Origin of the sequence: Microlunatus soli, from assembly GCF_900105385.1 — a bacterium.
GTDB classification, from domain to species: Bacteria; Actinomycetota; Actinomycetes; order Propionibacteriales; family Propionibacteriaceae; genus Microlunatus; species Microlunatus soli.
Window position 1 is genome coordinate 5102968 of sequence record NZ_LT629772.1, and the last position, 23737, is coordinate 5126704.

Below are 23737 nucleotides of genomic sequence, written 5' to 3' on the forward strand. Positions count from 1 at the left end.
GTCGTCGCGTCCCGGTCAGCGGGACGTTTGCGGGCATCGGTAGGGAAGCTCAGGCCGCAGTGATGGGTCGTCATGATCAACTCTGCGCTCACCGGTGTCCGGATGGCGTCGCCAGTGGTCCGTTGCAGGACCGGGTCTGGAATGATCGACACCCATGACAGACGTCCGCTTCGGCATCATCGGCATCGGCAACATCGGCAACACCCACGTGGCCCGGTTCGAGCGTGGCGACATCGCGAACGCGCGACTGGTCGGGATCTGCGACTCGGATCCGGCGAAACTGGCTCGGTATCCGCATCTGAAGGGCTGGAGCGACAGTGCCGAGATGATCGCGTCCGGAGAGGTCGACGCGGTCATCATCGCGACACCGCACTACGCACACACCCCGATCAGCATCGACGCTCTCGGCCATGGTCTGCACGTGCTGTGCGAGAAGCCGTTGGCGGTGCACCAGGCCGACTGTGACCGGATGATCGCCGCCCACACCGACCCCGATCAGGTGTTCGCTGTCATGTTCGACACCCGGACCGAACCCCGTTACCGGCAGCTGCGGGAGCTGATCCGGTCCGGGCAGCTCGGCCGGATCCGTCGGATCAACTGGATCCTGACCGCCTGGTTCCGGTCCAACGCCTACTACGCCTCCAGCAACTGGCGCGCGACCTGGGGCGGTGAGGGCGGTGGCATGCTGGTGAACCAGCTCCCGCACGACCTGGATCTCTTCCAATGGCTGTTCGGTTTGCCGCAGCGGGTCCGGGCCTTCTGCCCGATCGGCAAGTACCACCCGATCGAGGTCGAGGACGAGGTCAACGCCCTGTTGGAGTTCGCCGACGGCAGCACCGCGGTGCTGGTGGCGACCACCGGCGAGGCACCCGGAACCGATCGCCGCGAGATCATCGGCGACAACGGCCGCGTCGTGGTCTTCCCCGACCGGCTCGAGTTCACTCGCACTGCTGTGCCGACGTCGGAATTCAATGCGACGACGAAGGAATCCTTCGGCTCCCCGGAGACGTCGTTGGAGACGATCAAGATCGACGGCAAGGGCGGCCGGCACACCGAGGTGATCAACGCGTTCGTCGGCGCCGTGCGGGGTGAACGGTCACTGATCGCCGAGGCGGCCGAAGGGCGTGCCTCGGTCTCCTTGGCCAACGCGATCATCCTGTCGTCCGAACTCGACAAGACGGTGGAGCTGCCGCTCGATCCGGAGACGTTCGAGCAATGGTTGGCCGACAAGCGCAAGGCGTCGACCTACGATGCCGCCGCCACAGCCACCGGCGCCGTGGCCGACATGAACGACTCGTTCTCCTCCTGACCGACCGACCCGAACGAGGACCCGATGACCACCGCGCAGTCGACCGACGGCCAGCTGTTTCCCCAGACGCCGGGGATGGTGTCCTTCACCTACCGGCGAGAGTTCGAGCAGGACCTGGCGGGCACCCTGGACCACATTCGCTCGCTCGGTGTGACCGACATCGAGTTCTCCAACCTGTTCGGCCACACGGCAGCCGAGATCCGTGCCCTGCTTGACGAACGAGGCATGCACTGCTCGTCCTACGGAGTCGGTTACGCCGACGTCCAGGACTCCACCGACGAGGTCGCGGCGGCAGCCAAGACGCTCGGGGCCGATTTCGTGCGCGTCGCCTGGGTGACGCACGAAGCACCCTTCACCGAACCGCAGGCCGAGGTCGTGGCGGAGGCGTTCAACCGGGTTGGGACCCGGCTGCGTACCGATCACGACTTGATCTTCTGCTATCACAATCACGGGTACGAGTTCGTCCCGCACAACGACGGCACGCTGTTCGACCTGATCGTCCAGAGCACCGATCCTGCCGTAGTGAGCTTCGAGCTGGACATCCTGTGGGCCTTCTTTCCCGGTCACGATCCGGCGCAGCTGCTGCGTCGCTACCCGGACCGATTCCGCCTGATGCATCTGAAAGATCTCCGGCGCGGCGTCGAGGGCGACCTCAGTGGATCGACGGCAAAGGAGAACGACGTCGCGCTCGGGGACGGGCAGCTCGATCTGCCCGACATCCTCCGCGCAGCCCGCGCGTCGTCGATCGAGCATTACTACATCGAGGACGAGAGTCCCTCGACCGCCGAGCAGGTGCCGCGCAGCCTTGCCTACCTGGCGTCGCTGCGTCGGGACGGGCGCGAGGCGTCATGATCATGCTCAATCAGCAGGACCAAAGTCCCGCTCGACGGCTCAACGCAGATCCGGGGGTAACCCGCCGCTAGCCTCGCGCTATGACCGGAATATCGGTGGCTTCCGATTCGTCGGGCAGCATTCCACGACGGGTCTCGCCGGCGCTGCGGGCAGGGCGGCGGGTCGTCGGCGTCGCCCCCGTGCTGTCCTCTGCGCTGTTTGCCGGTTCGGTGCTGTGGTCGGCGAGTTTTCCCGGGGTGCCGTTCGTCGGCGTGGCGTTGGTCGCCCTGTTCGGGTGCACCACGCTGCTCTCCTGGTTGAGCTGGTTCACCGTCGAGCTGAGTGGCTCGCGTCGCATGGTGGCAGTCGTCGTGAGCGGCGTTCTGGTGTTGAGTTCGGTGGTGGTGACAGCGACCGGGGCACCCCTGCGTGCCAGGTTCGCCTGGAGCGCCGCGGCGTTCGAAGCCGTCGTTGCCGACGCCGATGCGCACCGAGCAGCGCCAATTCGGTCCGAGGTGGCTGCCGCTGGCGAGTTCGATCCGGCCGCGTTCCCGATTCGGTGCCCGGAATCGATCGGCTTGTTCTCGATATCGGGCTGCTCGGTCATCGAGCCGACCAAGCAAGCGCCGGGCGCGGCCGGCCATCGGGGCTACCTGTTCTTCGAGACCTGGAACGCGGTCACCGACGACTCCGTCATCGCCTATCTGCCGGCAGGTCCGATTCCCTGGGCATGGAACCCTCCTCGCCACCTCAGTGGAGCGTGGTACGGCGCCACCTGCGGTTGCTGATCAGCACCCCGGTATATCTGTTGCAGGATGGCTGATCCGGTCACGCCGGTTCGATGCTGACGTCGCGTTGAGGGCGGGCGACCAGCCAGAGCACCAGCACTGCCAGTAGTTGACCGACCAACATCACGGCGGCCACCGGAATCGCGCTGGTCACGCCGATCAAGCCGGTGATCGGTGTCGCCAGCGCACCCAGAGCCTGTCGGGATGCGTTCAGGAAGCTGGCTGCGGAGCCGGCGGCGTGCCCTTGACGGGCCAAAGCCAGCGTCTGTGCGCAGGGCGTATTGATGCCGATGAAGAAGGTGAACGCCCACAGCGGGACCAAGATCACGAGCAGCGAACGACTGCCGCTGATCCCGACGACCATCAGGGCGGTAGCCGCCAGCGCCAGCCCGGTCGTCGACACCATGATCAACCGCCGGGGAGTGATCCGGTGGGCCAAGCGCGCCGCCGACTGGGTGCCGGCGAACATCGCCAGGGCATGCGAACCGAAGGCTAGGCCGTACTGCTGCTCGGTCAGCCGATATACCCGTTGGAACAAGAAGGACGACGCCGCCAGATAGCTGTACATGCCCATCCAGGCGAAGGCGGACACCAGCACGTAGCCAAGATACTGCTGATCGATGATCATGGTCCGAAAGGCCCGTGCGCGGATTCGTAGACCGCCGGTCTGCCGTCGGTGCCGCGGCAGCGTCTCGCCGACCACGAGGAGGACGCCGAGGCCGAGCACCAGGCCGTAGCCGGCCAGGGCGCCGAAGACACCCCGCCAGTCGGTGATCGACAGCAGCGTCGAGCCGAGCAGCGGTCCGATCGCGATCGCCAAGCCGGAGATCAATGCCATCGATGCCAGCATCCGCATCATCGCGAGACCGCGGTAGAGATCACGGACCATCGCCAGCGCGAGTGCGCCGGTGGCAGCCGAGGCAGCGCCCTGCACCATCCGTCCGGCGATCAGGGCGGGCACCGACGGTGCCATCGCGCAGAGCAGGGAAGCCGCCACGTGGACGCAGGTAGCGATCAACATCGGCAGCTTGCGGCCGATCCCGTCGCTGATCGGACCGGCGATGATCTGCCCGGCGACCATGCCGATCATGGCCCCGGTGAAGGTGAACTGGATCGAGGGCGCCGAGACACCGAAGCCGGAAGCGATCTGCGGGAAGGCCGGCAGATAGATGTCGATGGTGAACGTGCTGAGCGTCTGGAGGAGGCCGAGGGTGATGACGTACGACACCACCCGGCGTCGGGTCGTTCGACTGATCGGGACGGCCGGCGGGGCAATCTCGTCGGTCACGCTCAGACCTGGGTGGGCTGCTGGAGCAGGCCGATCGGGTCCTGCAGCAGCGGCTCCATCGCGGCAGCGCCCGCGCCGACGAGTAGTTGCCGTTGCCCCAGAATCGGGGCGATCAAGGTCGGCGGCTCCCGCAGGGCACCGAGATTGGCCCCGGCGACGGCTGCAGCCAGCCGGTCCTCACCGACCTCGAGCAGCGTGGCGAAGAAGCCGCCGAGCATGATCAACTGTGGATCGTAGGACCAGACGGCCATCCGCAATGCCGTCCCGAGGTAGTGCAGCTGTCGTTCGAGAAACGTCCGCAGACCGGCGCCCTGCTGGGTCCGGATCGCCTCGGCGAGCGCGGCCACGGTCGGCCGGGCGATCCCGTACGCCGCCCCGAACGCGTGCATGCCGACCACGCTGGTCAGGCAGCCGACATTCCCGCAGACGCAGGTCGGTCCGTCCGGCGCGACCAGAGTGTGGCCGAGCCGTGCCGCCGCTCCCACGGCTCCGTCGAGGATGTGGCCGTCGACCATTGCCGCGCCGCCGATACCTCCTGGCCCGCCGTAGAGATAGACGACGTTTTCGGTGCCGCGAGCCGTTCCCCACAACGTCTCGGCGGTGAGCCCGAGCCGAGCATCGAAGGCGACCGTCGACCGGAGGTGCGTCGTCTCGGCCAGCATGGCGGCGAACGGCACCTCGGTCCACTGCAGATGCGGAGCGAATTTGACCGTCGTACCGGCCTTGTCCACCCGGCCCGGAATGGCGGCGCAGAGTCCGACCAGCTGTCCGGGATGATCTTCATGCATCCGGAGTACCGCGGCGGCGGTCATCTCGGCCGCCTCGTACGGAGCCGGTGCCCGCGATGTCTCGACGAACTCCTCGGCGACGATCCGACCGCCTAGCCCCACCAACGCGACATGGACACCGGTGACGTCGGGATTGACCGCGACCGACAACAACCGATCCGTCGGCGCAACCACCGGTGACGGACGGCCCACCGATCCACCCCGCGCGGTCGACGGCGACTGTTGGGCAACGATGCCGGCCACCTCGAGGTCGCTGACCAGCGTGCCGATCGACGAACGGGACAGTCCGCTGAGCTGGGTCAATTCGGCGCGCGAGATCGCCTGCTCCTGATGGACACGGCGCAAGACCAGCGACAGGTTTCGTCGGCGGACGTCGTCCTGGCCGGCCCGGGGGACCACCGCATCGTTCATTCGTCAGCTCCTCTGATCGCTGCAGGCAATCTGCCATAAGTCTAGGACATGAACAAACGCGCGACCGCGTTGTGGGACAGACAAACTAATATTTGTCCAAGACATGAACATATGGTCTAACATCGTGGCCGGATCTTGGTTCCGAAGAAGGGAGACACCGGTGGCGATGCTGGAGACCTGGCAAGGGCGGCTGCGAGGTGCCGATCTGGGGACGCCCGACGGCGCCGCCGTCGGATACCTGAACATCCCGTACGCCCCGGGTCCGGTCGACGGACGACGCTGGATGCCGCCGGCCGGTCCCATCGGATGGACCGGCGAGCGGGACGGCACTCGCTTCGGGCCGGGCGCGCCGCAGCGGGCCGATCGCGCCGTCGGCTTCAGCACGGCGGAGGAGGGCTGTCTCAATCTGAATGTCTGGGCGCCGGCCACCTCCGCCGAGCCGCGACCGGTCCTGGTCTGGCTGCACGGCGGCGCCCACCTGTACGGGTCGAACACGCATCCGCTCTGCGACGGTGCCAGGCTCGCTGCAGCCGAGGGCATCATCGTCGTCGCGGCCAACTACCGACTCGGCGCCCTCGGATATCTCACGCTGGACCATCTGCTGGGTGAGTCCTACGGTCAGTCGGCGAACCTCGCCCTGCTGGATGCCCTGGCAGCGCTGCGTTGGGTGCAGCGATCGATCACCGCCTTCGGTGGCGACCCGGAACGGGTCACTCTGATGGGACAGTCCGCCGGTGCGGTGATGACGGCAACCCTGCTCGGCCTGCCGGCTGCCCGCGGCCTGTTCGGACGAGCGATCGTGGAGAGCGGCAGCGCCGAACGCTGCCAGGACCGTGAGTTCGGTATCCGACGAACGGCCGACCTCCTGGCCATCTTGGGACTCACCGAGGCGACCGCGGGGAGGTTGCTGGCGTTGCCGGCCGCACAGTTGATCGATGCCCAGGAGCAGTTGATCAAGGAACGGTCCCGTGGAAGCAGCACGCTGTCGCTGGCCTTCGGTCCAGAGGTCGACGGCCGGCTGCTGTACCAGCGCCCGGTCGATGCGATCGCGGCGGGGGAGGGCGCCGACGTCGACCTCATCGCGGGCACGAATCTCAACGAGGGCAGCGGTTACGTCGACCTCCGCCGGGGCGACGACCCGGCCCTGGTGTCGGAACTGCGGGCGCGAACGGCCGAACTGCTTCCGCGTTGCCAGGATCCGGTCTCGGACTACCGCGCGGCCGTCGAGGGAGACCTTGGTCGTTCGGCCACGACGGCGGAGGTCCTCGAAGCCTGCGTCGCCGACCAGCTGTATCGCCAACCGATCCAGCGATTGCTGGATGCCCGAGCAGCCGCGGATGATCAACAGCGCACCGGTCGGACCTTCAGCTACCTGTTCGGCTGGCCGCGACCGGATCACGGCTGGGCACGCCGGGCGGGACACTCGCTGGAACTCCCGTTTATCTTCCGGCACCTCGACGACAAGCCGGAGGCCGCCGAGGAGGTCGGGCCCGACGCACCGATTGCGATCCGAGACCTGATGAGCCGGTCCTGGGCCCGATTCGCTGCCAACGGTGATCCGACATCGGAACACGTCAGCTGGCGAACCTACGGATCGGAACGCTCGGTGCTGATGATCACCGATCACCCGACTGTCGTCGCGGATCCACGTCGGCGGCTCCGGATGCTCTCCGCGGCGTACGGCGCCGACCGGACGACCATCAGCTGACATCTCTCAAGCCTCAAAGGAGAAGCTTCATGATCAACCATCCAGTCAGCCGGCGACAGCTGATGACGATCGGCACCGCCGGCGCGGTCGGACTCGGGCTCGCCGGATGCTCCACCGGCGCTCCGACCAGTTCGACCGGCAGCAGGGCCGAGACCGTGCTGCCCAGCTACAAGCCGCAGCAGCCGGCGACCGGGGCCGGCGCAGTCAGCAGTGAGGTCGACGACCTGCCGCAGATCTACACCAGGAACCCGACCCGCTATTGGTCCAGCGTCGAGGCGCCACCCGGCGACGGCGGCCAGGTGACCACTTTCCAGATGCTGTGGTTCGCACCACCGGCGGCGGTGGGGAAGAACCCGTACTGGCAACAGCTCAACAAGAATCTCAACGTCGACTACCGACCGACCCTGGCCAGCTCGGACACCTACAACGACAAGCTGGCAACCGTGCTGGCCGGCGGCAACGTGCCCGACCTGGCGTTCATCCAGGATCAGGTCGCGGTCGGAGCGCAGGCCATTCAGCAAGGAGCATTCGCCGACCTGACCGACGTCCTGGCGGGTGACAAGATCCTGAAATACCCGAACCTGGCCAACCTGCCGACCTACGGCTGGCAGAACTCGGCCAAGAACGGCCGGATCTTCGGCATCCCGCATGTCAATCCGGCCGTCAGCTCTTCTGCGACGATCCGTACTGACCTGATGAGGGCCGCCGGCTACCGTGAGCAGCCGACATCGGCCGACGAGATGCTTGCCCTGTTCACCGACCTGAGCAAGATCAAGAAATTCGGCGGCAAGCAGGTTTGGCCGATCGGTGGTCTCGGCACCTATCAGATCCAACGGTTCGTCAGCTGGATGCAAGGTGTCGGGCCGAGCTGGCGGGAGGACGGCGGCAAGCTGATCAATCAGCTGGAGACCGACGAATTCGCCTCGACGATCGACTACCTGATCAAGCTCTGGAAAGCGGGCTGCTTCCATCCTGATGCGCTGGCGCTCGGCTCGGACAGCCAACGGAGCAAGGAGAAGCAGATGTGGACCGAGGGGCGGTTCGCCTTCGAGCTGGACTCGCCGCCGTGGCTCGCCCAGCAGGGGATGCAGCAGGTCGAGGACGGCACACAGGGGGCGATCGTCGACTTCCTGCAACCCGCGCCCGCCGACGGCGTCGAGGTCGTCGTCGAGCGGGACGCCGGCTACTGGGGCATTGTCGGCATCTCCGCCAAGGCGGCTGAGGATGACAGGAAGCTGGACCGGTTGCTGGGGATCTGCAACTACTTCGCCGCACCGTACGGGACCACGGAGTCGTTGTTCCTCGGATCGGGTATCGAGGGCTACAACTTCAGATTCGGTGCGGACAAGAAGATTATCGACCTGGACAACTCGCAGGCCGAGACCAATCTGCAGGGTCTGCACTGGCTCGGAGCCAGCAGCCCCTCCACCATCACGCTCGACGGTGTCAATGCGCGACGCAAGGACAATCTGCTGGCCGATCTGGAGATGCTCACCAAGGCGTCCAAGACCGATCCCACCGTCGGTCTCTACTCCGATGCCCAGACCCGGTCGAGCGCCAAGCTGGATCAACTCAACGAGGACTGGCGGAACAAGATCGTCACCGGCCGAGCCCCGATGACAGCCATCGCCCAGTGGCGCCAGGAGTGGCGCAGGGCCGGCGGAGATCAGGTCCGCCAGGAATTCCAGGACGCGATGCAGAAGGGCCATTGATGATGGCGGTCAGTCACCAGGCCGTCGGGCAGGCAGCCGAAGCCGATCGGGCTCCGACCGTGCCGCCCCGTGAGCGGAGCACCAGGGCACCGCTGTTGACCAGGATCCGTCGCGAGCGAAGCATGTATGCGTTCATCGTCCCAGGAATGATCTTCTTCCTGATGTTCTGTTACCTGCCGTTGCTGGGCAACGTGATCGCATTCAAGGAGTACTCGCCATTCCGCGGTGTCTTGGCCTCGCCCTGGGTCGGGATGCAAAACTTTGTCCGGATGGCTGCAGACCCCGAGTTGGTCCAGGCGATCGTCAATACCTTGGAGATTGCCCTGCTGCAGATCGTGTTCTCCTTCCCGGCTCCGATTCTGCTGGCCCTGCTGCTGAACAGCGTGCTGTCGAGTCGGGTCCGTCGCTTCGTCCAATCGGTGGTCTATCTCCCACACTTCATCTCCTGGGTGATCGTGATCTCCATCTGGCAGCAGATCCTCGGCGGTGCCGGACCGATCGCCACGGTGTTCGCTCGGATCGGGATCCCCGGTGTGAACGTGATGGCCAATCCGGAGACCTTCAAGCTCCTGGTCACCTCGCAGGTGATCTGGAAGGACATCGGATGGGGAACGATCATCTTCTTCGCTGCGATCTCAGCCATCCCGCCCGAGTTGTACGAAGCAGCGGCCGTCGACGGTGCAGCTAGCCTGCGTCGGATCTGGCATGTGACCCTGCCCGGGATCATCCCGGTCGTCTCGCTGTTGCTGGTGCTGACCATCGGCAACGTGCTGACCGTCGGCTTCGAGCAACTGTTGCTGCAGCAGCCGATCGTCGGTGCTGATTCTGCCGAGGTGATCGACACCTTCGTCTATTTCCGGGGTGTCGTCGGCGGAGATTGGGGCTTGTCCGCCGCTGCAGGGCTGGTGAAGGGTGTGATCGGGACGGCGCTGGTGCTCGCGGCCAATCGCTTCGCCCGTCGGGTCGGCACGGGCGGGATCTTCTGATGGCGGCCTCTGTCGGCCGTCCGCCGTGGCTGGATCGCCCGATCCCGGTGGTGTCGGCGGCCAAGGCCGTGATCATCATCATCATCACGGTCGTGATGCTGTATCCCTTCCTCTACATCATTGCCATGAGCTTTGCGGCCAAAGATTCCTCGATGAGTGGATTCTGGCCGACCGCGTTCTCGGCCGATTCCTACCGCTCGATTCTCGGCGGTGGTGTCGTCACCAGGGCCCTACTGGTCAGCGGGTTCGTGACGTTCATGGGCACGCTGCTGTCGCTGGCGTTCACCTCGACATTGGCCTACGGACTGACCCGGGTGAGGGATGTTCCTGGTGCGCGCGTTGCGCTGATCCTGGTGCTCGCCACGATGTTCTTCGGCGCCGGCATCATCCCGAACTTCCTGTTGATCAAGTCGCTCGGGCTGATCGACTCGTTGTGGTCGCTGATCCTGCCGGGGATGGTATCGGCCTTCAACCTCGTGGTGATGCGAAACTTCTTCATGAACATTCCCGTCGGTCTGTTGGAGGCCGCCCGGATCGACGGCGCCAGCAACTTCCGGATCTTCGCCCAGATCGTGCTGCCGCTGTCCAAGCCGGTGATGGCGGTGATCGGACTCTTCTACGCCGTCGGCTACTGGAACAGCTACTTCAACGCTCTGATCTACATCAGCACCCCCGACAAGTGGCCGATCCAGGTTGTACTGAATCAGTACGTCATTCAGGGCAGTCAGATTGCACGACTGCAGGCGACCGACATCCCCACCCCGCCTGCGCAGTCGATCCAGATGGCCGTCGTTGTCCTGGCCACGGTTCCGATCCTGATCATCTATCCGTTCCTGCAGCGACATTTCGCCAAGGGCATGCTGACGGGAGCGATCAAGGAATGAACTCGACCGAGCTACGATACGACCAGCGACCGCTGGGGCAGACCGGCCTCATGGTGAGCAGCCTGGCACTTGGGACCGCCCGGTGGAGATCCACCGGAGACCGGACCGCATCGGCCGACGAACGTCGCCAGCTGTTCGAACGGGTTGCCCAGGGCACTGGAGCCGACCAGCAGATCGCGGTGATCGACACCGCCAACAGTTACGGCGACAGCGAGCAGTTGATCGGCGGACTGGTCGACGCGTACGGCGGATTGCCCGACCGCGTCCTGCTGCAGACCAAGGCCGACCGGGACTTCGGCAGCGGCGACTTCTCCGGAGCCCGGATGCGACGATCCCTGCAGGAGAGCCTGGACCGGTTGGGTCTGACCTCGCTGCCGATGGTCTACATCCATGACCCGGAGAACACCACCTGGGACTCGGCGATGGCCACCGACGGCCCGGTTGCCGCACTGGTCCGGGCAAAGGAACAGGGCCTGATCGACCACCTCGGACTGTCCGGCGGGCCGGTTGGACTGATGGAGCGCTATCTGCGGACCGGGCTGTTCGAAGCCTTGATCACTCACATGCGCTACACCTTGGTCGACCGATCCGCCGATCGGTTGCTCACCGTCGCCGCAGAGTTGGGTATCGGCGTGTTCAACGCCGCTCCGTACGGGGGTGGTCTGCTGACGCGCTGGCCGGCGACGACCCGACGCTACGCCTACGGTGACGGTAATCCGGAGTTGTTGGCGGCTGCCGACGCCATGGGCCGACTCTGCGCCGACCAACGGATCCCGCTGGCTGCGGCAGCGCTGCAGTTCTCGCTGCGGGATCCCCGGATCACCTCGACGATCGTGGGTATGTTGTCCGTTGCGGACCTGGATGCGACGATCGACCTCGCGGCCATGGAGCTGCCAGCCGCATTGTGGAGCGAACTTGATCAACTCCTACCGCCCAGGAGGACCTGGCAGGATGCCGACGAGCTCTGACCGGAACGAACCTCGAGCGCAGGTCCGGATCATCTCCGGTTCCGGGCGCTACGCCGACCCCTGGCACGACTTCGCACGGACGTCGCAACGGATTGCGGAGGTGATCACCGGGCTCGGGCACGAGGTCAAGATCGACGACCGCGTCGAGGACGCGCTGACCGATCTCGCCGGTGTCGACCTGGTGGTGGTGAACATCGGCAACCCCGAACGGCACGGCGGGGAGACGGCGCAGGTTGCGGCCGCCATGGGCGGGCTACGCGAGCATCTGGCGGCCGGCGGCGGGCTGTTGTCGGTACATTCCTCGGCCACATCGTTCCCGGCGACCCCGGCCTGGGAGGAGATCGTCGGTGGCCGGTGGATCGGCGGTCGATCCATGCACCCGAGGATCGGCGAGACGACGATCACGATCAACACGGACTGCCATCCGATCACGGCGGGACTGGCCGATCTCACCGTCTGGGACGAGCGTTACAGTTATCTGCGGATCTCGCCCGAGGTGGTCCCGCTGGCCGAACACTCCCACGACGGACTCAGGCACGTGATGGCGTGGGCTCGGGACGACCCTCGCGGCCGGGTGGTCTTCGATGGGCTCGGGCACGGCGTGCGATCCTATGATTCCGACTCTCGCGTCGATCTGCTCCGCCGCGAGGTGCAATGGCTGCTCGGCCCTCGCCGGTGAACTCGAAGATCATCAACCGCCACCGACCGGTCCGGTAAAATGACTACACCGTTCCTGCGGCCATGCAGGTGAGTTCTCGAGTCGAAGAAGGGAAGCGATGTCCGTTCCTGATCATGCGGGTGGGCCGCGCGAGATCGCCCGCCGCGGACTCCGTGATCAGGTGTACGACGCGTTGTTCGACCTGATCGTCCAAGGCAGTGTTGCGGCGGGGGAGCGGCTTCGGATCGACGGGTTGGCGGCGGACCTGCGGGTGTCGCAGACCCCGGTCCGGGAGGCGCTGGCCAACCTGGAACGGACCGGCCTGGTCACCCGCGAGGGGTTCAAGGGCTACCGGGTCGCCGAGCCGCTGACCGATCAGCAGGGTGCGGAGCTGATGGACGCTCGGGAGATGATCGAGATCCAGGCGACCCGGTGGTATGCGGCGCAACTGCCCGGCGGAGTTGATGATCTTCGGGCGGCGCACGCCGGACACGTCACGGCAGCCGCGGAGGTCAGCGAACTGCTCCGCGACGGCACTGTCGACATGCCGGCCTTCCGGCACTACTTCGACGCCGACGCAGCCTTCCATCGGGTGATCTACGTGGGCAGCGGCAACCATTTCCTGATGCAGATGGCCACCGACCTCGGCGGCCATCTGCATCGGCTGCGGGAGACCGTGCTGCACCGGACCTATGACATGGGCCAGGCCGTCGCCGAACACGCCGCGGTCCTGAAGGCCGCCGAGGCCGGCGACCCGGACCGGATGGTTGCCGCGATGCAGCAACACATGGCCGGTGTCCGGGAGCGCTCGGTCAGGCGGGACGACTGAGGCAACCCTTCGACAGGCTCAGGGGCCTCTTCTCAGGCCAGGGCGGAGGTCAGCACCTGCCGGATGTAGTCCCGGTTCTCCGCGCAGACACCGATCGAGTCCGAGCCGTAGTGCTCGCAACAGAACGGGCCGGTGTAGCCCAGCTCGATCGCCCGCCGGATCACCTGGCGGTAGTTGACGTAGCCGTACTTCAGCGGCATCGGCGCGCTGGAGTAGGAGCCGGTGGCCGGGTCGAAGTCCCGGGTGTAGTTCTTGATGTGCCAGAAGTTGCTGTGCGGCAGGACCTTCTCATACATCTCGGTCGGGTGCGGCATCGGCCGATGCAGCCGGACCAGGTTGCCCAGGTCAGGGTTGAGGCCGACGGCTTCATGATCGACATCGGTGACGAAGGCAACCGCGTCGTCGGGGGTGCCGACGTAGGTGTCCTCGTACATCTCCAGGCTGAGCCCGATGCCGTTGGTCTTGGCATGATCACCGAGTTCGCGGATCCGCTCGATGGCGAGATCACGAAGCGCCGGATCGTCCTGGTGACCATCGACCAGCCAGAACCAGATCTGCTCGTTCTGCTCGGGGGTGGTGGCCTGCATGAAACCGGTGTTGACGATCGTCGCCCCGAAGGTCGGCGCAAGATCGATCAACCGGTGCGCATCGGCAAGGTTTCGTTCCCCGAACTCCTTGTCCACAACGGAATTGCGGGTCATCGAGATCGACGAGATCGACAGTCCCTCACCCTGCAGCGTCGCCCGGAACTCCTCGACTCGTTCATCGGACAGCGCGGCCAGCGGGACCCAGGCGTCGGTCGGATCGATATGGGTGAAGCCGAGCTCGGCGACCTGGCGGAGCTGGCCTGCCCACACCGAAGCCGGCGCGTCCTTGATGTGGCCGCCGTCGGGTGCCTTGTTGCCGAACGACAGCATGTTGCAGGCGATGGGCCAGTCCTGGGCCGTGTACATCTGGTTTCCTCTCAGTGGTGATCAGGTCGGGTGTGATGCTCAGCCCACGTTGACCTTGGCCATGGGCTTGCGGAGCAGCAGTCCGTAGGCGGCCGCTCCGATGAATGCGATGGCGCCGGCGATCATGAACGACGGCGTGTAGCTGTGGTAGCTGTCGTAGATCGCACCGGTCAGGATCGGTGCCAGCGCGCCGCCGAAGTAGCCGCCGAAGTTCATGATCCCACCGAACTGTGCGGCCTGCCGATCGGGGACCAGGTCGCTGGTGATCGCCCAGGACTGGGACTGCACCAGAGCGACGCCGGCCAGTGCAAGGCAGAGTACGATCTCGGCCGACCAGAGCGACCGCATCAACGGCAGCACGACCAGCAGGATGCCGACCCAGATGCTGCCGCCGACGATCAGCAATCGCTTGGAGCGCAGCGGTGTCCGGCCGCGACGGACCAAGATCACCGACAGCCGACCGCCGAAGATCGCGGTCAGCGCGGCGACCACATAGGGGAGCGCTGCGTACAGCCCGGTGCCGGCCACGGTCACGCCGAGGGTGGTTTGCAGGTAGAGCGGCAGGAAGGTGATGAAGATGTTCCAGGCCCAGATCGATCCGAAGAAGCCGATGATCAGGCCCCAGGTCTGTGGCCGGGCGAAGAAGTGCAACCAGGGAATGTGTTCCTGCTCGATGACGCCCTCGTCGCGACCGGCCAGGATGTGCCGGTACTCCTCCTCGGAGAGGTGCTTGGACTCCTCGGGGTAGCGGAACCAGACCAGGAAGCAGACCGCGAGCAGGATGCCGGCAACACCGATGATCACGAACATCGCCCGCCAGCCGAGCGCCAGCGACAGCACCGTCAATACCGGCGGCGCGATTGCGCTGCCCCACTTGGAACCCGAGTCCCAGATGCCGGTGGCCTGACCGCGTTCGGACCGCGGGAACCAGGAGGTGGTGATCTTGCTGGAGTTGGGGGAGTTGGGTGACTCACCGACGCCGAGCAGCACCCGGAAGACGACGAACTGCCACATCGCCTGACCGGCGGCCATCAGCGCGGTGGCGATCGACCACAAGCCGACCGCGAGGAAGAACATCCGCTTCGAGCCGACCTTGTCGATCAGCCAGCCGGCCGGGAGCTGGCACAGCGCGTAGGTCCAGGAGAACACCGAGCCGAGCACACCGATGTCGGTCATCGTCAGGCCGAGTTCGTCGACGATGTGCGGTGCCGCGATCGCCACCGACGAACGGTCCATGTAGTTCAGCACGCCGGCCAGCAGCAGCCAGATCAACACGAAGTAGCGGAAGTTGCGGAGCTTGCGTCCATCGCGCTGCTGGCGCGAGGTCTGCAGCGGTGAAGTGGCTTCGGACACGGGTACTCACATCCTTGTGACGGCGGGACGGCCCGACTATATCCTATAGGAAACGGGTCAGCGGTCTGTTGCTCCGACCGGCCCGAAGCGCCGACGGTAGGCCGGCCAGACCTCGGGATTGACCACATTCTGCGGCGTCCGTCCGGCGGCGACATCGAGCAGGCACTGGCGTGCCTCGGCCGAGGTGTCCGTGGCGTAGCTGTCGGTCCAGCACAGCGAATGCGGGCCGAGGATCACGTTGTCCAGCGCTGTCAGCGGACTCGACGCCGGCAACGGCTCAGTCGCGAACACGTCCAGTCCCGCCCCGGCCAGCGGTCCTGAGGTCAGAGCGGCGACCAATGCGTCCTCGTCCACCACGCTGCCGCGAGCGATGTTGATCAAGAAGCTGCCCGGCTTCATCGCCGCGAGTTGGTCGGCCCCGATGAAATGTCGGGTCTGCGGGCCGGCGGAGATGGTGATGATCACGTAGTCGCTGGTGGCCAGCAGTTCGTCGAGTCCGAGTTGAGTGATCCCCAATTCAGGGCGCGGGGTCCGGTTGTAGGCAACGACGTCCAGGCCCATCGCGGTCAACGTCTCGGCCGTCGCGGCGCCGATGCCGCCGAGCCCGATCACCCCGACGGTGGCGTTCTGCAGCCCGCGGCCACGCAGTGCACCGTTGGCCCGCCAGTCGCCGGTGCGGGCCAAGCGATCCTTGGCCAACAGATTGTGGCCCAACGCGAACAACAGCGTCACCGCGGTGTGCACCATCGGCGTCCGGACGCCGTGCGGGGCATTGGTGACCAGCACGCCACCCTCGGAACACGCCGCAAGATCGATCTGGTCGTATCCCGCACCGAACCGGGCCACATGCCGCAGCGACGAGGCGGCGGACAGGCTCTCGGCGGCGATACCGGAATGCCCGAGGATCCAGACCGCATCGAAGTCGTCGAGTTGGCCCGCGGCGTACGCATGGCCGTCGGCGGTCACCCACTGCCAATCCACGCCGGCGGCGGTCAGCGCATCGAGCCCGATGTCGCCGTAGATCACCTTCCCGTCGGCGTCCAGGCTGTCGGTCGAGATGGCAAGGCGGTACGGCGTCACGGGATGGATCCTATAGGATTCGGGGAGTGGTCGGCACTGTCGGGCCGACCTCTACGATCGGGCGTGAACGAACGGTCAGCCATAGACGAGGGACGAGGGTTACGCGAGGATGAGTCAACTCTGCGATCCGGGCAGCCTGCTGCCCGCCGATCACCGACAAGCCGTGCTGCTGGGGCGCGTCTTCGACCCGCAGGAAGGCGGGCCGAGCGTGGTAGTGATCCGCGATGCCGAGGTCTGCGACATCACCGACACCGCGGCCACGATCAGCGAGTTGCTGGATCGCCCCGATCTGCTCGACGTCGTCGCCAACGCTGCGCCGCGCAAGACCTGGCCGCTGGCTGACGTACTCGCTGCGACAGTTGCCGAGCCGGCGCAGGAAGTCGTCCGATTCCTCAGCCCGATCGACCTGCAGGTGATCAAGGCTGCCGGCGTCACCTTCGCCAAGAGCATGATCGAGCGGGTGATCGAGGAGCGCGCCAAGGGTGACGCGACCAAGGCCCAGAAGATCCGTGGCCAGATCGACGAGGCGATCGGCGGCGCCATCAGCGGGCTGCAGCCGGGCTCGGCCGAGGCCGACCGCGTCAAGTCGATCTTGATCGAGGAGGACCTCTGGTCGCAGTACCTCGAGGTCGGCATCGGTCCGGACCCGGAGATCTTCACCAAGGCTCCGGTGCTCAGCTCGGTCGGGGCCGGCGCCGCGATCGGCGTCCTGGAACGCTCGACCTGGAACAATCCCGAGCCCGAAGTGGTGTTGGCCGTGACCTCCGACGGCCGTCCGGTGGGCGCGACGTTGGGCAACGACGTCAACCTGCGGGACTTCGAGGGACGCAGCGCGCTGTTGCTCGCCGAGGCCAAGGACAACAACGCCTCCTGCGCGATCGGCCCGTTCCTCCGGCTGTTCGATGATCATTTCGATCTTGATCAGGTGGCCGGTCTGGTGGTGGATCTTGAGGTGGCCGGTCTGGACGACGACTACCGGCTGATCGAGCAGAGCTCGATGGATCAGATGAGCCGCGGCTTGACCGAGTTGGTGCAGCACGCCCATGGTGATCACCACCAGTATCCGGACGGGTTCGTGCTCTTCACCGGCACCCTGTTCGCGCCGACCCAGGACCGTGATCAACCGGGGATGGGATTCACCCACCACCGCGGCGACGTGGTCACCATCTCCAACCCGGCCCTGGGAGCATTGGTCAACCGGGTCAACACTGCCGAGGCCGCACCGGACTGGACCTTCGGGATCCGCCGACTGATCGGCAACCTCGCCGAACGGGGCCTGCTGACGGCGCCCGCACGGCGATGACCGCGACCCGTCGGGGACAATGACCAACACAGCGCAGGACAGCACCACTACGAGCAGGGAGCAGCGAACGGCGATGAGCCAGACCAACACCGCAGAACAGCACGCGACGACCGTCCCGGAGCTCAACGAGCAGGTGGAGGCCGCACATCGCGCCTTCCTGGTCGCGCGGGACGTCCCGCCGACCGAACGCAAGAACTGGTTGTACGCGATCGCCGATGCATTGGATGCTGCCGCCGGCACCCTGATCCCGATCGCCGATGAGGAGTCCCACCTGGGCGAGACCCGGCTGACCGGCGAGCTGAAACGGACCAGCTTCCAGCTGCGGCTGCTCGCCGACGACGCCGCCTCCGGTGAGCCGCTCGACCTGATCATCGATCATGCCGACGGCGAGTGGGGGATGGGGCCGCGACCCGACCTGCGCCGGATGAGCGAACCGGTCGGCGTGGTCGGTGTGTTCGGCGCCTCGAACTTTCCGTTCGCCTTCTCGGTGATCGGCGGCGACTCCGCATCGGCGTTGGCCGCCGGGTGCAGTGTCGTGCACAAGGGGCATGAGGCGCACCCGAAGCTGGCTGCGGCGACCGCGAAGATCGTCGTCGACGCGTTGGCCGGTGCCGGCGCGCCGGACGGTCTGTTCGGCCTGGTCACCGGATTCGACGCCGGCACCGCGCTGGTCGAGCATCCGCTGGTCCAGGCCGTCGGCTTCACCGGCTCCACCCGAGGCGGGCGCGCGCTGTTCGACCGGATCGCCGCCCGGCCGGAGCCGATCCCGTTCTACGGCGAATTGGGCAGCACCAACCCGGTGTTCGTCGCTCCGCAGGCCTGGAAGGCCCGGTCGGCCGACATCGTGTCAGGTTTCCTCGGCTCGGTGAGCATGGGGGTCGGGCAGTTCTGCACCAAGCCCGGGCTGCTGATCGTGCCGGCCGGCAGTGACCTGCCGGCGCTGCTCGAGGGTGCCGATGTCGATCGCCGGCTGGGGGCGATGCTGACGCCGCGGCTGGAGGACGGCTTCCTCGGTGCGCTGCACGAGATGCGTGATCGGCAGGGGGTCAGCGTGATCGCCGGCGGCAACGGCGTCGATCAGCTGAGCGTGTTGCAGACGACCGCCGAACAGGTGCTGGACGCACCGGAGATCCTCGCCGCCGAGATGTTCGGACCGGCGACCCTGATCATCGAATACAGCCGCGACGATGCAGCCATCGAGCTCGCCGAGGCGCTGGAGGGCCAGCTCACCGCCACCCTGCAGGCCGACGACGCCGACGACGTCGACGGACTGGTCCGGGTGCTCGCACGCAAGGCGGGGCGGATCCTCTGGAACGGCTGGCCCACCGGGGTCACCGTCAGCTACGCCCAGCTGCACGGCGGTCCGTACCCGGCCACCACCGCGCCGGCGACCACCTCGGTCGGCACCACCGCCACCCGCCGTTTCCTGCGTCCGGTCGCCTATCAGGACTTCCCGCAGGCACGGCTGCCGGAGGTGCTGCGCGACTCTGCTCCGGCCGGTCTGCGTCGTCGCGTCGACGGGGAGTGGACCACCAGCTGAGCTTGTCGACTGGTCAGGAATCGGCCACGATGAGGTCATGGACAGCTCGTCCCCGGAGCCCCCGATGCCGACTTCGGGGCAGCGGTTCCTGAACGGGCCGCACGGGATCCTGATCGTCGACAGCTGGCTTGGCGACCCGATCAGTCGGCGGTTGTCCCCACTGTCGATCGTGCTGGACGGCTACCAGGTCTCACCGACCCGGTGGGGCGGCAATGTGATCGCCTGCCCGCCGGGGCGACATCAGGTCGTCACCTGGGCCGACGGAGCGTTCGGCCAACTGGGAACCAGTCGGCTGGAGGTCGATCTGGCCGACGGGCAGACGCTGACCGTGTATTACCGGGTGCCGGCCGGCAGTCGCGGCCGTGCGGTCTTGTCGGTGAACCGCCCACGGACCGGCCTTCGTCTCGCCGTCGGTGTCGCCGCCGGTGCGCTGGTGGCGGCCGTCGCCATCCTCGCCGTCGTCATCAGGTCGAGGTGAGGCGGGGCGCGGGCTCGGCGAAGCCGTTGAACAGCGCCAGCAGCTGATCGACCAACTCCGGGCCCAACGGCGCGTGGTCGACCAGCAGCCGGTGGTAGATCGGCGCGAACAGCAGGTCGATCGTCGCCTCGACGTCGATCTCCGGCCGTACCTCGCCGGACCGGATGCCGCGGCGCAGGATGTCGGCCGCGACCTCGCGCCGCGGCCGATGCCAGTGCTCGCGCAGATCCCGGGCGAGCTGCGCGTCGGACTCGGCGCGGGCGGTGACGGCCCGGATCGCGGCGGCCGTCGGACCGTCGTCGGTGAAGAGCGTGATCAACGCCTGCATCTGCGCCGCAATGGCGTCCCGTGCCGAGGCGGACGGATCGTGTTCGATGCTGCTGTGTGAACGGTCCAGCAACCCGTCCAGCACGATCGCTCCCGGGGAGGACCACCACTTGTAGAGGGTTACTCGGCTGACGCCGGCCCGGGCGGCGATCGACGACATGGAGAGCGCCGCCAGCCCACCTTCGGTGACCAGGTCGACGGCGGCAGCCAGGATCGCCGTCCGGGTGCGGCTGCTGCGCGGACGGCCTGGTCCCCGTGCCGCGGGGACCGACTCTGCTGGCATGGACTCTGCGCCTCGGGTGTGATCTGGTGTGCTCATGGCAATCGCGGCTCCGTAAATACTGAACAGAGCGTACACTAACGGGGAAGGTGTCGCCCGGTGACTGCGGGCCGCGGCGTTGCGTTCCATGATCGACAGCTCGATCATGTCCGACAAGCGGAGGTGTCTGATGACGACGGTCGCGGAGAACATCGTTGCCCACCTGAAGGCCGCCGGGGTCCAGCGGATCTTCGGCATCCCGGGGGATTCGCTGAACGGGTTGACCGACGCACTGCGCAAGGACGGCAGCCTGGACTGGATGCACGTCCGGCACGAGGAGGCAGCGGCGTTCGCCGCTGCTGCCGAGGCCGAGCTGACCGGCGAGCTCGCGGTCTGCGCCGGCAGTTGTGGACCCGGCAACCTGCATCTGATCAACGGGCTGTACGACGCCCACCGCAGTCGGGTCCCGGTGCTGGCGATCGCCGCTCAGATCCCCAGCGTCGAGCTCGGCGGCAACTACTTCCAGGAGACCCGACCGGAGCAGTTGTTCGCCGACTGCAGCTCCTATTGCGAGCTGGTGTCGACCCCCGATCAGATGCCCCGGGTGCTGCAGATGGCGATGCGGTCGGCGATCGAGAACCGGGACGTCGCGGTGGTGGTGATCCCGGGCGACGTCGCCCTGGCCGAAGCGGTCTCCAACCAGGTGCAGGCCATCACGCCGACCCGCTCGCGCGTCATCCCGTCCTCGGCCGAGCTCGATCAGGCTGCCGCGATCCTCAACGGCGGCAAGAAGATCACCATCCTGGCCGGCGCCGGGACGGCCGGTGCGCACCAGGAGTTGATCAATCTCGCCGACCGGCTGGCGGCCCCGATCGTGCACCCGCTGCGCGGCAAGGAGCACGTCGAGTACGACAACCCGTACGACGTCGGGATGACCGGGCTGATCGGTTTCGCCTCCGGTTACCGGGCGATGGAGAGCTGTGACACGTTGCTGATGCTCGGCACCGACTTCCCGTATCGTCAGTTCTTCCCGGCGAAGGCCAAGATCATCCAGGTCGACCTGCGCGGTGATCAACTCGGTCGACGGACCCGACTTGATCTTGGTCTGGTCGGTGACGTCAAGGACACCGTCGAGGGCCTGCTGCCGCGGTTGACCGAACATGCCGATCGCAAGCATCTGGACTCCGCCGTCGAGCACTACCGCAAGACCCGCCGCAAACTCGATGATCTGGCCACCGATGATCATGGCCGCAGCCCGCTGCACCCGCAGTACGTCGCCCGGATGGTCGACGAGACCGCCGCCGAGGACGCGGTGTTCATCCCCGATGTCGGTTCGCCGGTGGTCTGGGCGGCCCGCTATCTGACGATGAACGGCCGCCGCCGACTGATCGGGTCGTTCAACCACGGGACGATGGCCAACGCGCTGTCGCATGCGATCGGTGCGCAGTCGATCGACCGGGATCGTCAGGTGGTCGCGCTGGCCGGCGACGGCGGACTGGCGATGCTGCTCGGCGAGTTGATCACCCTCAAGCAGCTCGATCTCCCGGTCAAGGTGGTCGTCTTCAACAACTCCTCGCTGAACTTCGTCGAGCTGGAGATGAAGGCAGCCGGCTTCGTCACCTACGGCACCGGACTGGACAATCCGGACTTCGCCCAGGTCGCCGAGGCCGTCGGCATCAAGGGCCTGCGGGTGGACAAACCGAAGCAGCTGAAGAAGGCGCTGCAGGAGGCCTTCAGTCATGACGGACCGGCGCTGGTCGACGTCCAGACCGTCCGACAGGAGCTGACCATCCCGCCGGCCATCACCGCCGAACAGCTGAAGGGTTTCACCCTCTATGCGATCCGTACGGTGATGTCCGGCCGCGGCGATGAACTCCTCGACCTGGCCACCCAGAACCGCCGCCAACTCTTCTGATCTGCGGGTGACGGTGTTGTCGGCGGGGGATGACAGGATGGTGCCATGGCGCGGGCGGTGCAGGTGTACGGGCGGGCGGTGCTGATCAGCGGACCCGAGGGTTTGCTGGCCGATCGCGCCGTGGCAGAGCGGCTTGCCGTTGCCCGCAAGGACGACCCCGAGGTGGAGATCTCCCAGGTCGAGGGCGGGACGCTGGACGCCGGCACGCTGGCCGAGATCACCAGCGCCTCGTTGTTCTCCAGCCGTCGGGTTGCCGTGATCAGGGATCTGGGTTCGGTGTCGGCAGACCTGCATGCCGAGATCGTCACGTTGGCGACCCAGCCACTGGAGGACCTCGGACTGCTGCTGGTGCACCCAGGAGGCAACAAGGGCAAGGGGCTGCTGGACAAGCTGAAGAAGGCCAAGATCGAGGTCGTCGACTGTCCGACCATGAAGACCTGGGATCTGCCGAAGTTCGTAGCGGCCGAAGCCCGGCGAGCCGGTGCGACGATGGAACCGGAGACCACCCAAGCGGTGGTCGACGCGGTCGGCCACGACCTGCGGTCACTGGCCTCCGCGGTGTCCCAGTTGGCTTCCGACAGTGACCAGCGGGAGATCCCCCGGGCCCTGGTCCAGCGCTATTTCGGTGGCCGGGCCGAGGTGACCAGCTTTGCCGTCGCCGATGCCGCGCTGGCCGGTCGTGCCGGGCAGGCGATGGAACAGCTGCGGTGGGCGCTGTCCACCGGCGTCGCACCGGTGCTCGTCACCAGCGCGCTCGCGTCCGGACTGCGCAGTCTCGGCAAGTACGTCGCCGCCGGAGGCGGGATGCGGGATGCCGATCTTGCTCGGGAGATCGGGGTGCCGCCATGGAAGTTGAAGACCCTGCGGGCGCAGTCCCGTGGTTGGGACGAACGCGGTGTCGCGCACGCGCTGCGATCGGTGGCGGTGGCTGACGCCGAGATCAAGGGCGCCGCCGATGACGCCGAGTTCGCGTTGGAACGGGTCGTGCTCTCGGTCGCCCGCGGCCACGGCCGCTGAGCGGTCACAGGCACGCAAAAATCCCGGCCCCCGTACGAGGGGACCGGGACAATGCCGAGTTGGGATCAGCCGAGCTTGGCGGCCTGGGACGCGATCGCCGACTTGCGGTTCGCGGCCTGGTTCTTGTGGATGACGCCGTTGCTGGCAGCCTTGTCGAGCTGACGGGTCGCGGCCCGGGCAGCCTCACGTGCCTTGTCGGCGTCGCCGGCCGCGGCGGCCTCGCGGAACGCGCGCACGGAGGTACGCAGCGACGACTTGGCGGCCTTGTTGCGCTGACGCGCTGCCTCGTTCGTCTTGATCCGCTTCATCTGGGACTTGATGTTCGCCACGTGGCAAGCCTCTGACATCTCGA

22 protein-coding genes are annotated in these 23737 nt (G+C 66.7%); 15 read left to right on the forward strand and 7 right to left on the reverse strand.

From position 1 onward, the window contains the following. The first annotated feature begins 154 nt into the window (after nucleotides 1-154). The 3 genes from BLU38_RS23375 (at nucleotide 155) to BLU38_RS23385 (ending at nucleotide 2928) form a co-directional block, all read left to right on the forward strand. Entirely contained in the window at nucleotides 155-1309 is a 1155-nt protein-coding gene (locus tag BLU38_RS23375; RefSeq protein ID WP_091527938.1) for a Gfo/Idh/MocA family protein, read from the forward strand. Nucleotides 1310-1333: 24 nt separating this feature from the next. Further along, complete coding sequence (locus tag BLU38_RS23380; protein WP_091527940.1) at nucleotides 1334-2161, forward strand: sugar phosphate isomerase/epimerase family protein; 828 nt, start codon at nucleotides 1334-1336, stop codon at nucleotides 2159-2161. An 80-nt stretch (nucleotides 2162-2241) separates the two neighbouring features. Beyond that, the gene (locus BLU38_RS23385; protein WP_157683649.1) at nucleotides 2242-2928 is read left to right on the forward strand and encodes a hypothetical protein; all 687 of its coding nucleotides are present in this window, start codon (nucleotides 2242-2244) and stop codon (nucleotides 2926-2928) included. A gap of 40 nt (nucleotides 2929-2968) precedes the next feature. Here BLU38_RS23385 and BLU38_RS23390 read toward each other — a convergent pair whose 3' ends face one another. Further along, on the reverse strand, nucleotides 2969-4216 hold the full coding sequence (locus BLU38_RS23390; RefSeq protein WP_157683650.1) for a multidrug effflux MFS transporter: 1248 nt from the start codon (nucleotides 4214-4216) through the stop codon (nucleotides 2969-2971). A 2-nt stretch (nucleotides 4217-4218) separates the two neighbouring features. Next, complete coding sequence (locus BLU38_RS23395; RefSeq protein WP_091527948.1) at nucleotides 4219-5415, reverse strand: ROK family protein; 1197 nt, start codon at nucleotides 5413-5415, stop codon at nucleotides 4219-4221. A gap of 166 nt (nucleotides 5416-5581) precedes the next feature. Between BLU38_RS23395 and BLU38_RS23400 the strand changes: the two genes are divergently transcribed. From BLU38_RS23400 to BLU38_RS23430, 7 genes are all read left to right on the forward strand, one after another. After that, on the forward strand, nucleotides 5582-7123 hold the full coding sequence (locus BLU38_RS23400; protein WP_231920431.1) for a carboxylesterase/lipase family protein: 1542 nt from the start codon (nucleotides 5582-5584) through the stop codon (nucleotides 7121-7123). A gap of 29 nt (nucleotides 7124-7152) precedes the next feature. Further along, nucleotides 7153-8835 (forward strand): extracellular solute-binding protein, encoded by a 1683-nt coding sequence (locus BLU38_RS23405; RefSeq protein ID WP_091527953.1) that lies wholly within the window; start codon nucleotides 7153-7155, stop codon nucleotides 8833-8835. Continuing rightward, on the forward strand, nucleotides 8835-9821 hold the full coding sequence (locus tag BLU38_RS23410) for an ABC transporter permease (RefSeq protein ID WP_091527955.1): 987 nt from the start codon (nucleotides 8835-8837) through the stop codon (nucleotides 9819-9821). The genes BLU38_RS23405 and BLU38_RS23410 overlap by 1 nt, the downstream gene beginning before the upstream one ends. After that, nucleotides 9821-10705 carry a carbohydrate ABC transporter permease gene (locus BLU38_RS23415; protein ID WP_091527957.1) on the forward strand — a complete coding sequence of 295 codons (885 nt, stop codon included), beginning with the start codon at nucleotides 9821-9823 and terminating at the stop codon, nucleotides 10703-10705. Before BLU38_RS23410 ends, BLU38_RS23415 begins: the two co-directional genes overlap by 1 nt. Before the next feature lie 50 nt (nucleotides 10706-10755). Then, nucleotides 10756-11673, forward strand: a complete 918-nt coding sequence (locus BLU38_RS23420; protein ID WP_157683652.1) for an aldo/keto reductase — start codon at nucleotides 10756-10758, stop codon at nucleotides 11671-11673. Next, complete coding sequence (locus BLU38_RS23425; RefSeq protein ID WP_157683653.1) at nucleotides 11657-12352, forward strand: ThuA domain-containing protein; 696 nt, start codon at nucleotides 11657-11659, stop codon at nucleotides 12350-12352. The genes BLU38_RS23420 and BLU38_RS23425 overlap by 17 nt, the downstream gene beginning before the upstream one ends. A gap of 97 nt (nucleotides 12353-12449) precedes the next feature. After that, nucleotides 12450-13160 (forward strand): GntR family transcriptional regulator, encoded by a 711-nt coding sequence (locus tag BLU38_RS23430; protein WP_091527966.1) that lies wholly within the window; start codon nucleotides 12450-12452, stop codon nucleotides 13158-13160. Nucleotides 13161-13192: 32 nt separating this feature from the next. On the opposite strand, the gene BLU38_RS23435 is transcribed toward BLU38_RS23430, so the two are convergent. From BLU38_RS23435 to BLU38_RS23445, 3 genes are read right to left on the reverse strand one after another with little or no spacing between them, the layout of a single operon-like run. After that, entirely contained in the window at nucleotides 13193-14113 is a 921-nt protein-coding gene (locus BLU38_RS23435) for a sugar phosphate isomerase/epimerase family protein (RefSeq protein WP_091527968.1), read from the reverse strand. 39 nt (nucleotides 14114-14152) lie between these two features. Further along, the gene (locus BLU38_RS23440; protein WP_091527970.1) at nucleotides 14153-15466 is read right to left on the reverse strand and encodes an MFS transporter; all 1314 of its coding nucleotides are present in this window, start codon (nucleotides 15464-15466) and stop codon (nucleotides 14153-14155) included. 57 nt (nucleotides 15467-15523) lie between these two features. After that, nucleotides 15524-16546, reverse strand: a complete 1023-nt coding sequence (locus BLU38_RS23445) for a 2-hydroxyacid dehydrogenase (RefSeq protein WP_157683654.1) — start codon at nucleotides 16544-16546, stop codon at nucleotides 15524-15526. Nucleotides 16547-16655: 109 nt separating this feature from the next. On the opposite strand from BLU38_RS23445, the gene BLU38_RS23450 reads away from it, so the two are divergent. Genes BLU38_RS23450 through BLU38_RS23460 form a run of 3 tightly spaced genes read left to right on the forward strand, consistent with a single transcriptional unit; the run spans nucleotide 16656 to nucleotide 19867 of the window. Continuing rightward, nucleotides 16656-17849, forward strand: a complete 1194-nt coding sequence (locus BLU38_RS23450) for a fumarylacetoacetate hydrolase family protein (protein WP_091527975.1) — start codon at nucleotides 16656-16658, stop codon at nucleotides 17847-17849. A gap of 19 nt (nucleotides 17850-17868) precedes the next feature. Continuing rightward, a complete protein-coding gene (locus BLU38_RS23455) occupies nucleotides 17869-19389 on the forward strand; it encodes an aldehyde dehydrogenase (NADP(+)) (RefSeq protein ID WP_091527978.1) in 1521 nt (506 codons plus the stop codon). Nucleotides 19390-19426: 37 nt separating this feature from the next. After that, on the forward strand, nucleotides 19427-19867 hold the full coding sequence (locus tag BLU38_RS23460) for a hypothetical protein (RefSeq protein WP_091527981.1): 441 nt from the start codon (nucleotides 19427-19429) through the stop codon (nucleotides 19865-19867). Here the strand turns inward: BLU38_RS23460 and BLU38_RS31025 are convergent. After that, entirely contained in the window at nucleotides 19854-20477 is a 624-nt protein-coding gene (locus BLU38_RS31025) for a TetR/AcrR family transcriptional regulator (RefSeq protein ID WP_172836207.1), read from the reverse strand. The two genes, BLU38_RS23460 and BLU38_RS31025, sit on opposite strands and share 14 nt — an antisense overlap. A 166-nt stretch (nucleotides 20478-20643) precedes the next feature. On the opposite strand from BLU38_RS31025, the gene poxB reads away from it, so the two are divergent. Both poxB and holA read left to right on the forward strand, forming a co-directional pair. Further along, entirely contained in the window at nucleotides 20644-22368 is a 1725-nt protein-coding gene (gene poxB, locus BLU38_RS23475) for a ubiquinone-dependent pyruvate dehydrogenase (RefSeq protein WP_091533008.1), read from the forward strand. Between the two features lie 45 nt (nucleotides 22369-22413). Next, entirely contained in the window at nucleotides 22414-23385 is a 972-nt protein-coding gene (gene holA, locus BLU38_RS23480) for a DNA polymerase III subunit delta (protein ID WP_091527986.1), read from the forward strand. A 65-nt stretch (nucleotides 23386-23450) separates the two neighbouring features. Here the strand turns inward: holA and rpsT are convergent, their stop codons facing one another. After that, complete coding sequence (rpsT, locus tag BLU38_RS23485; RefSeq protein WP_091533010.1) at nucleotides 23451-23714, reverse strand: 30S ribosomal protein S20; 264 nt, start codon at nucleotides 23712-23714, stop codon at nucleotides 23451-23453. Nucleotides 23715-23737 lie beyond the last annotated feature (23 nt).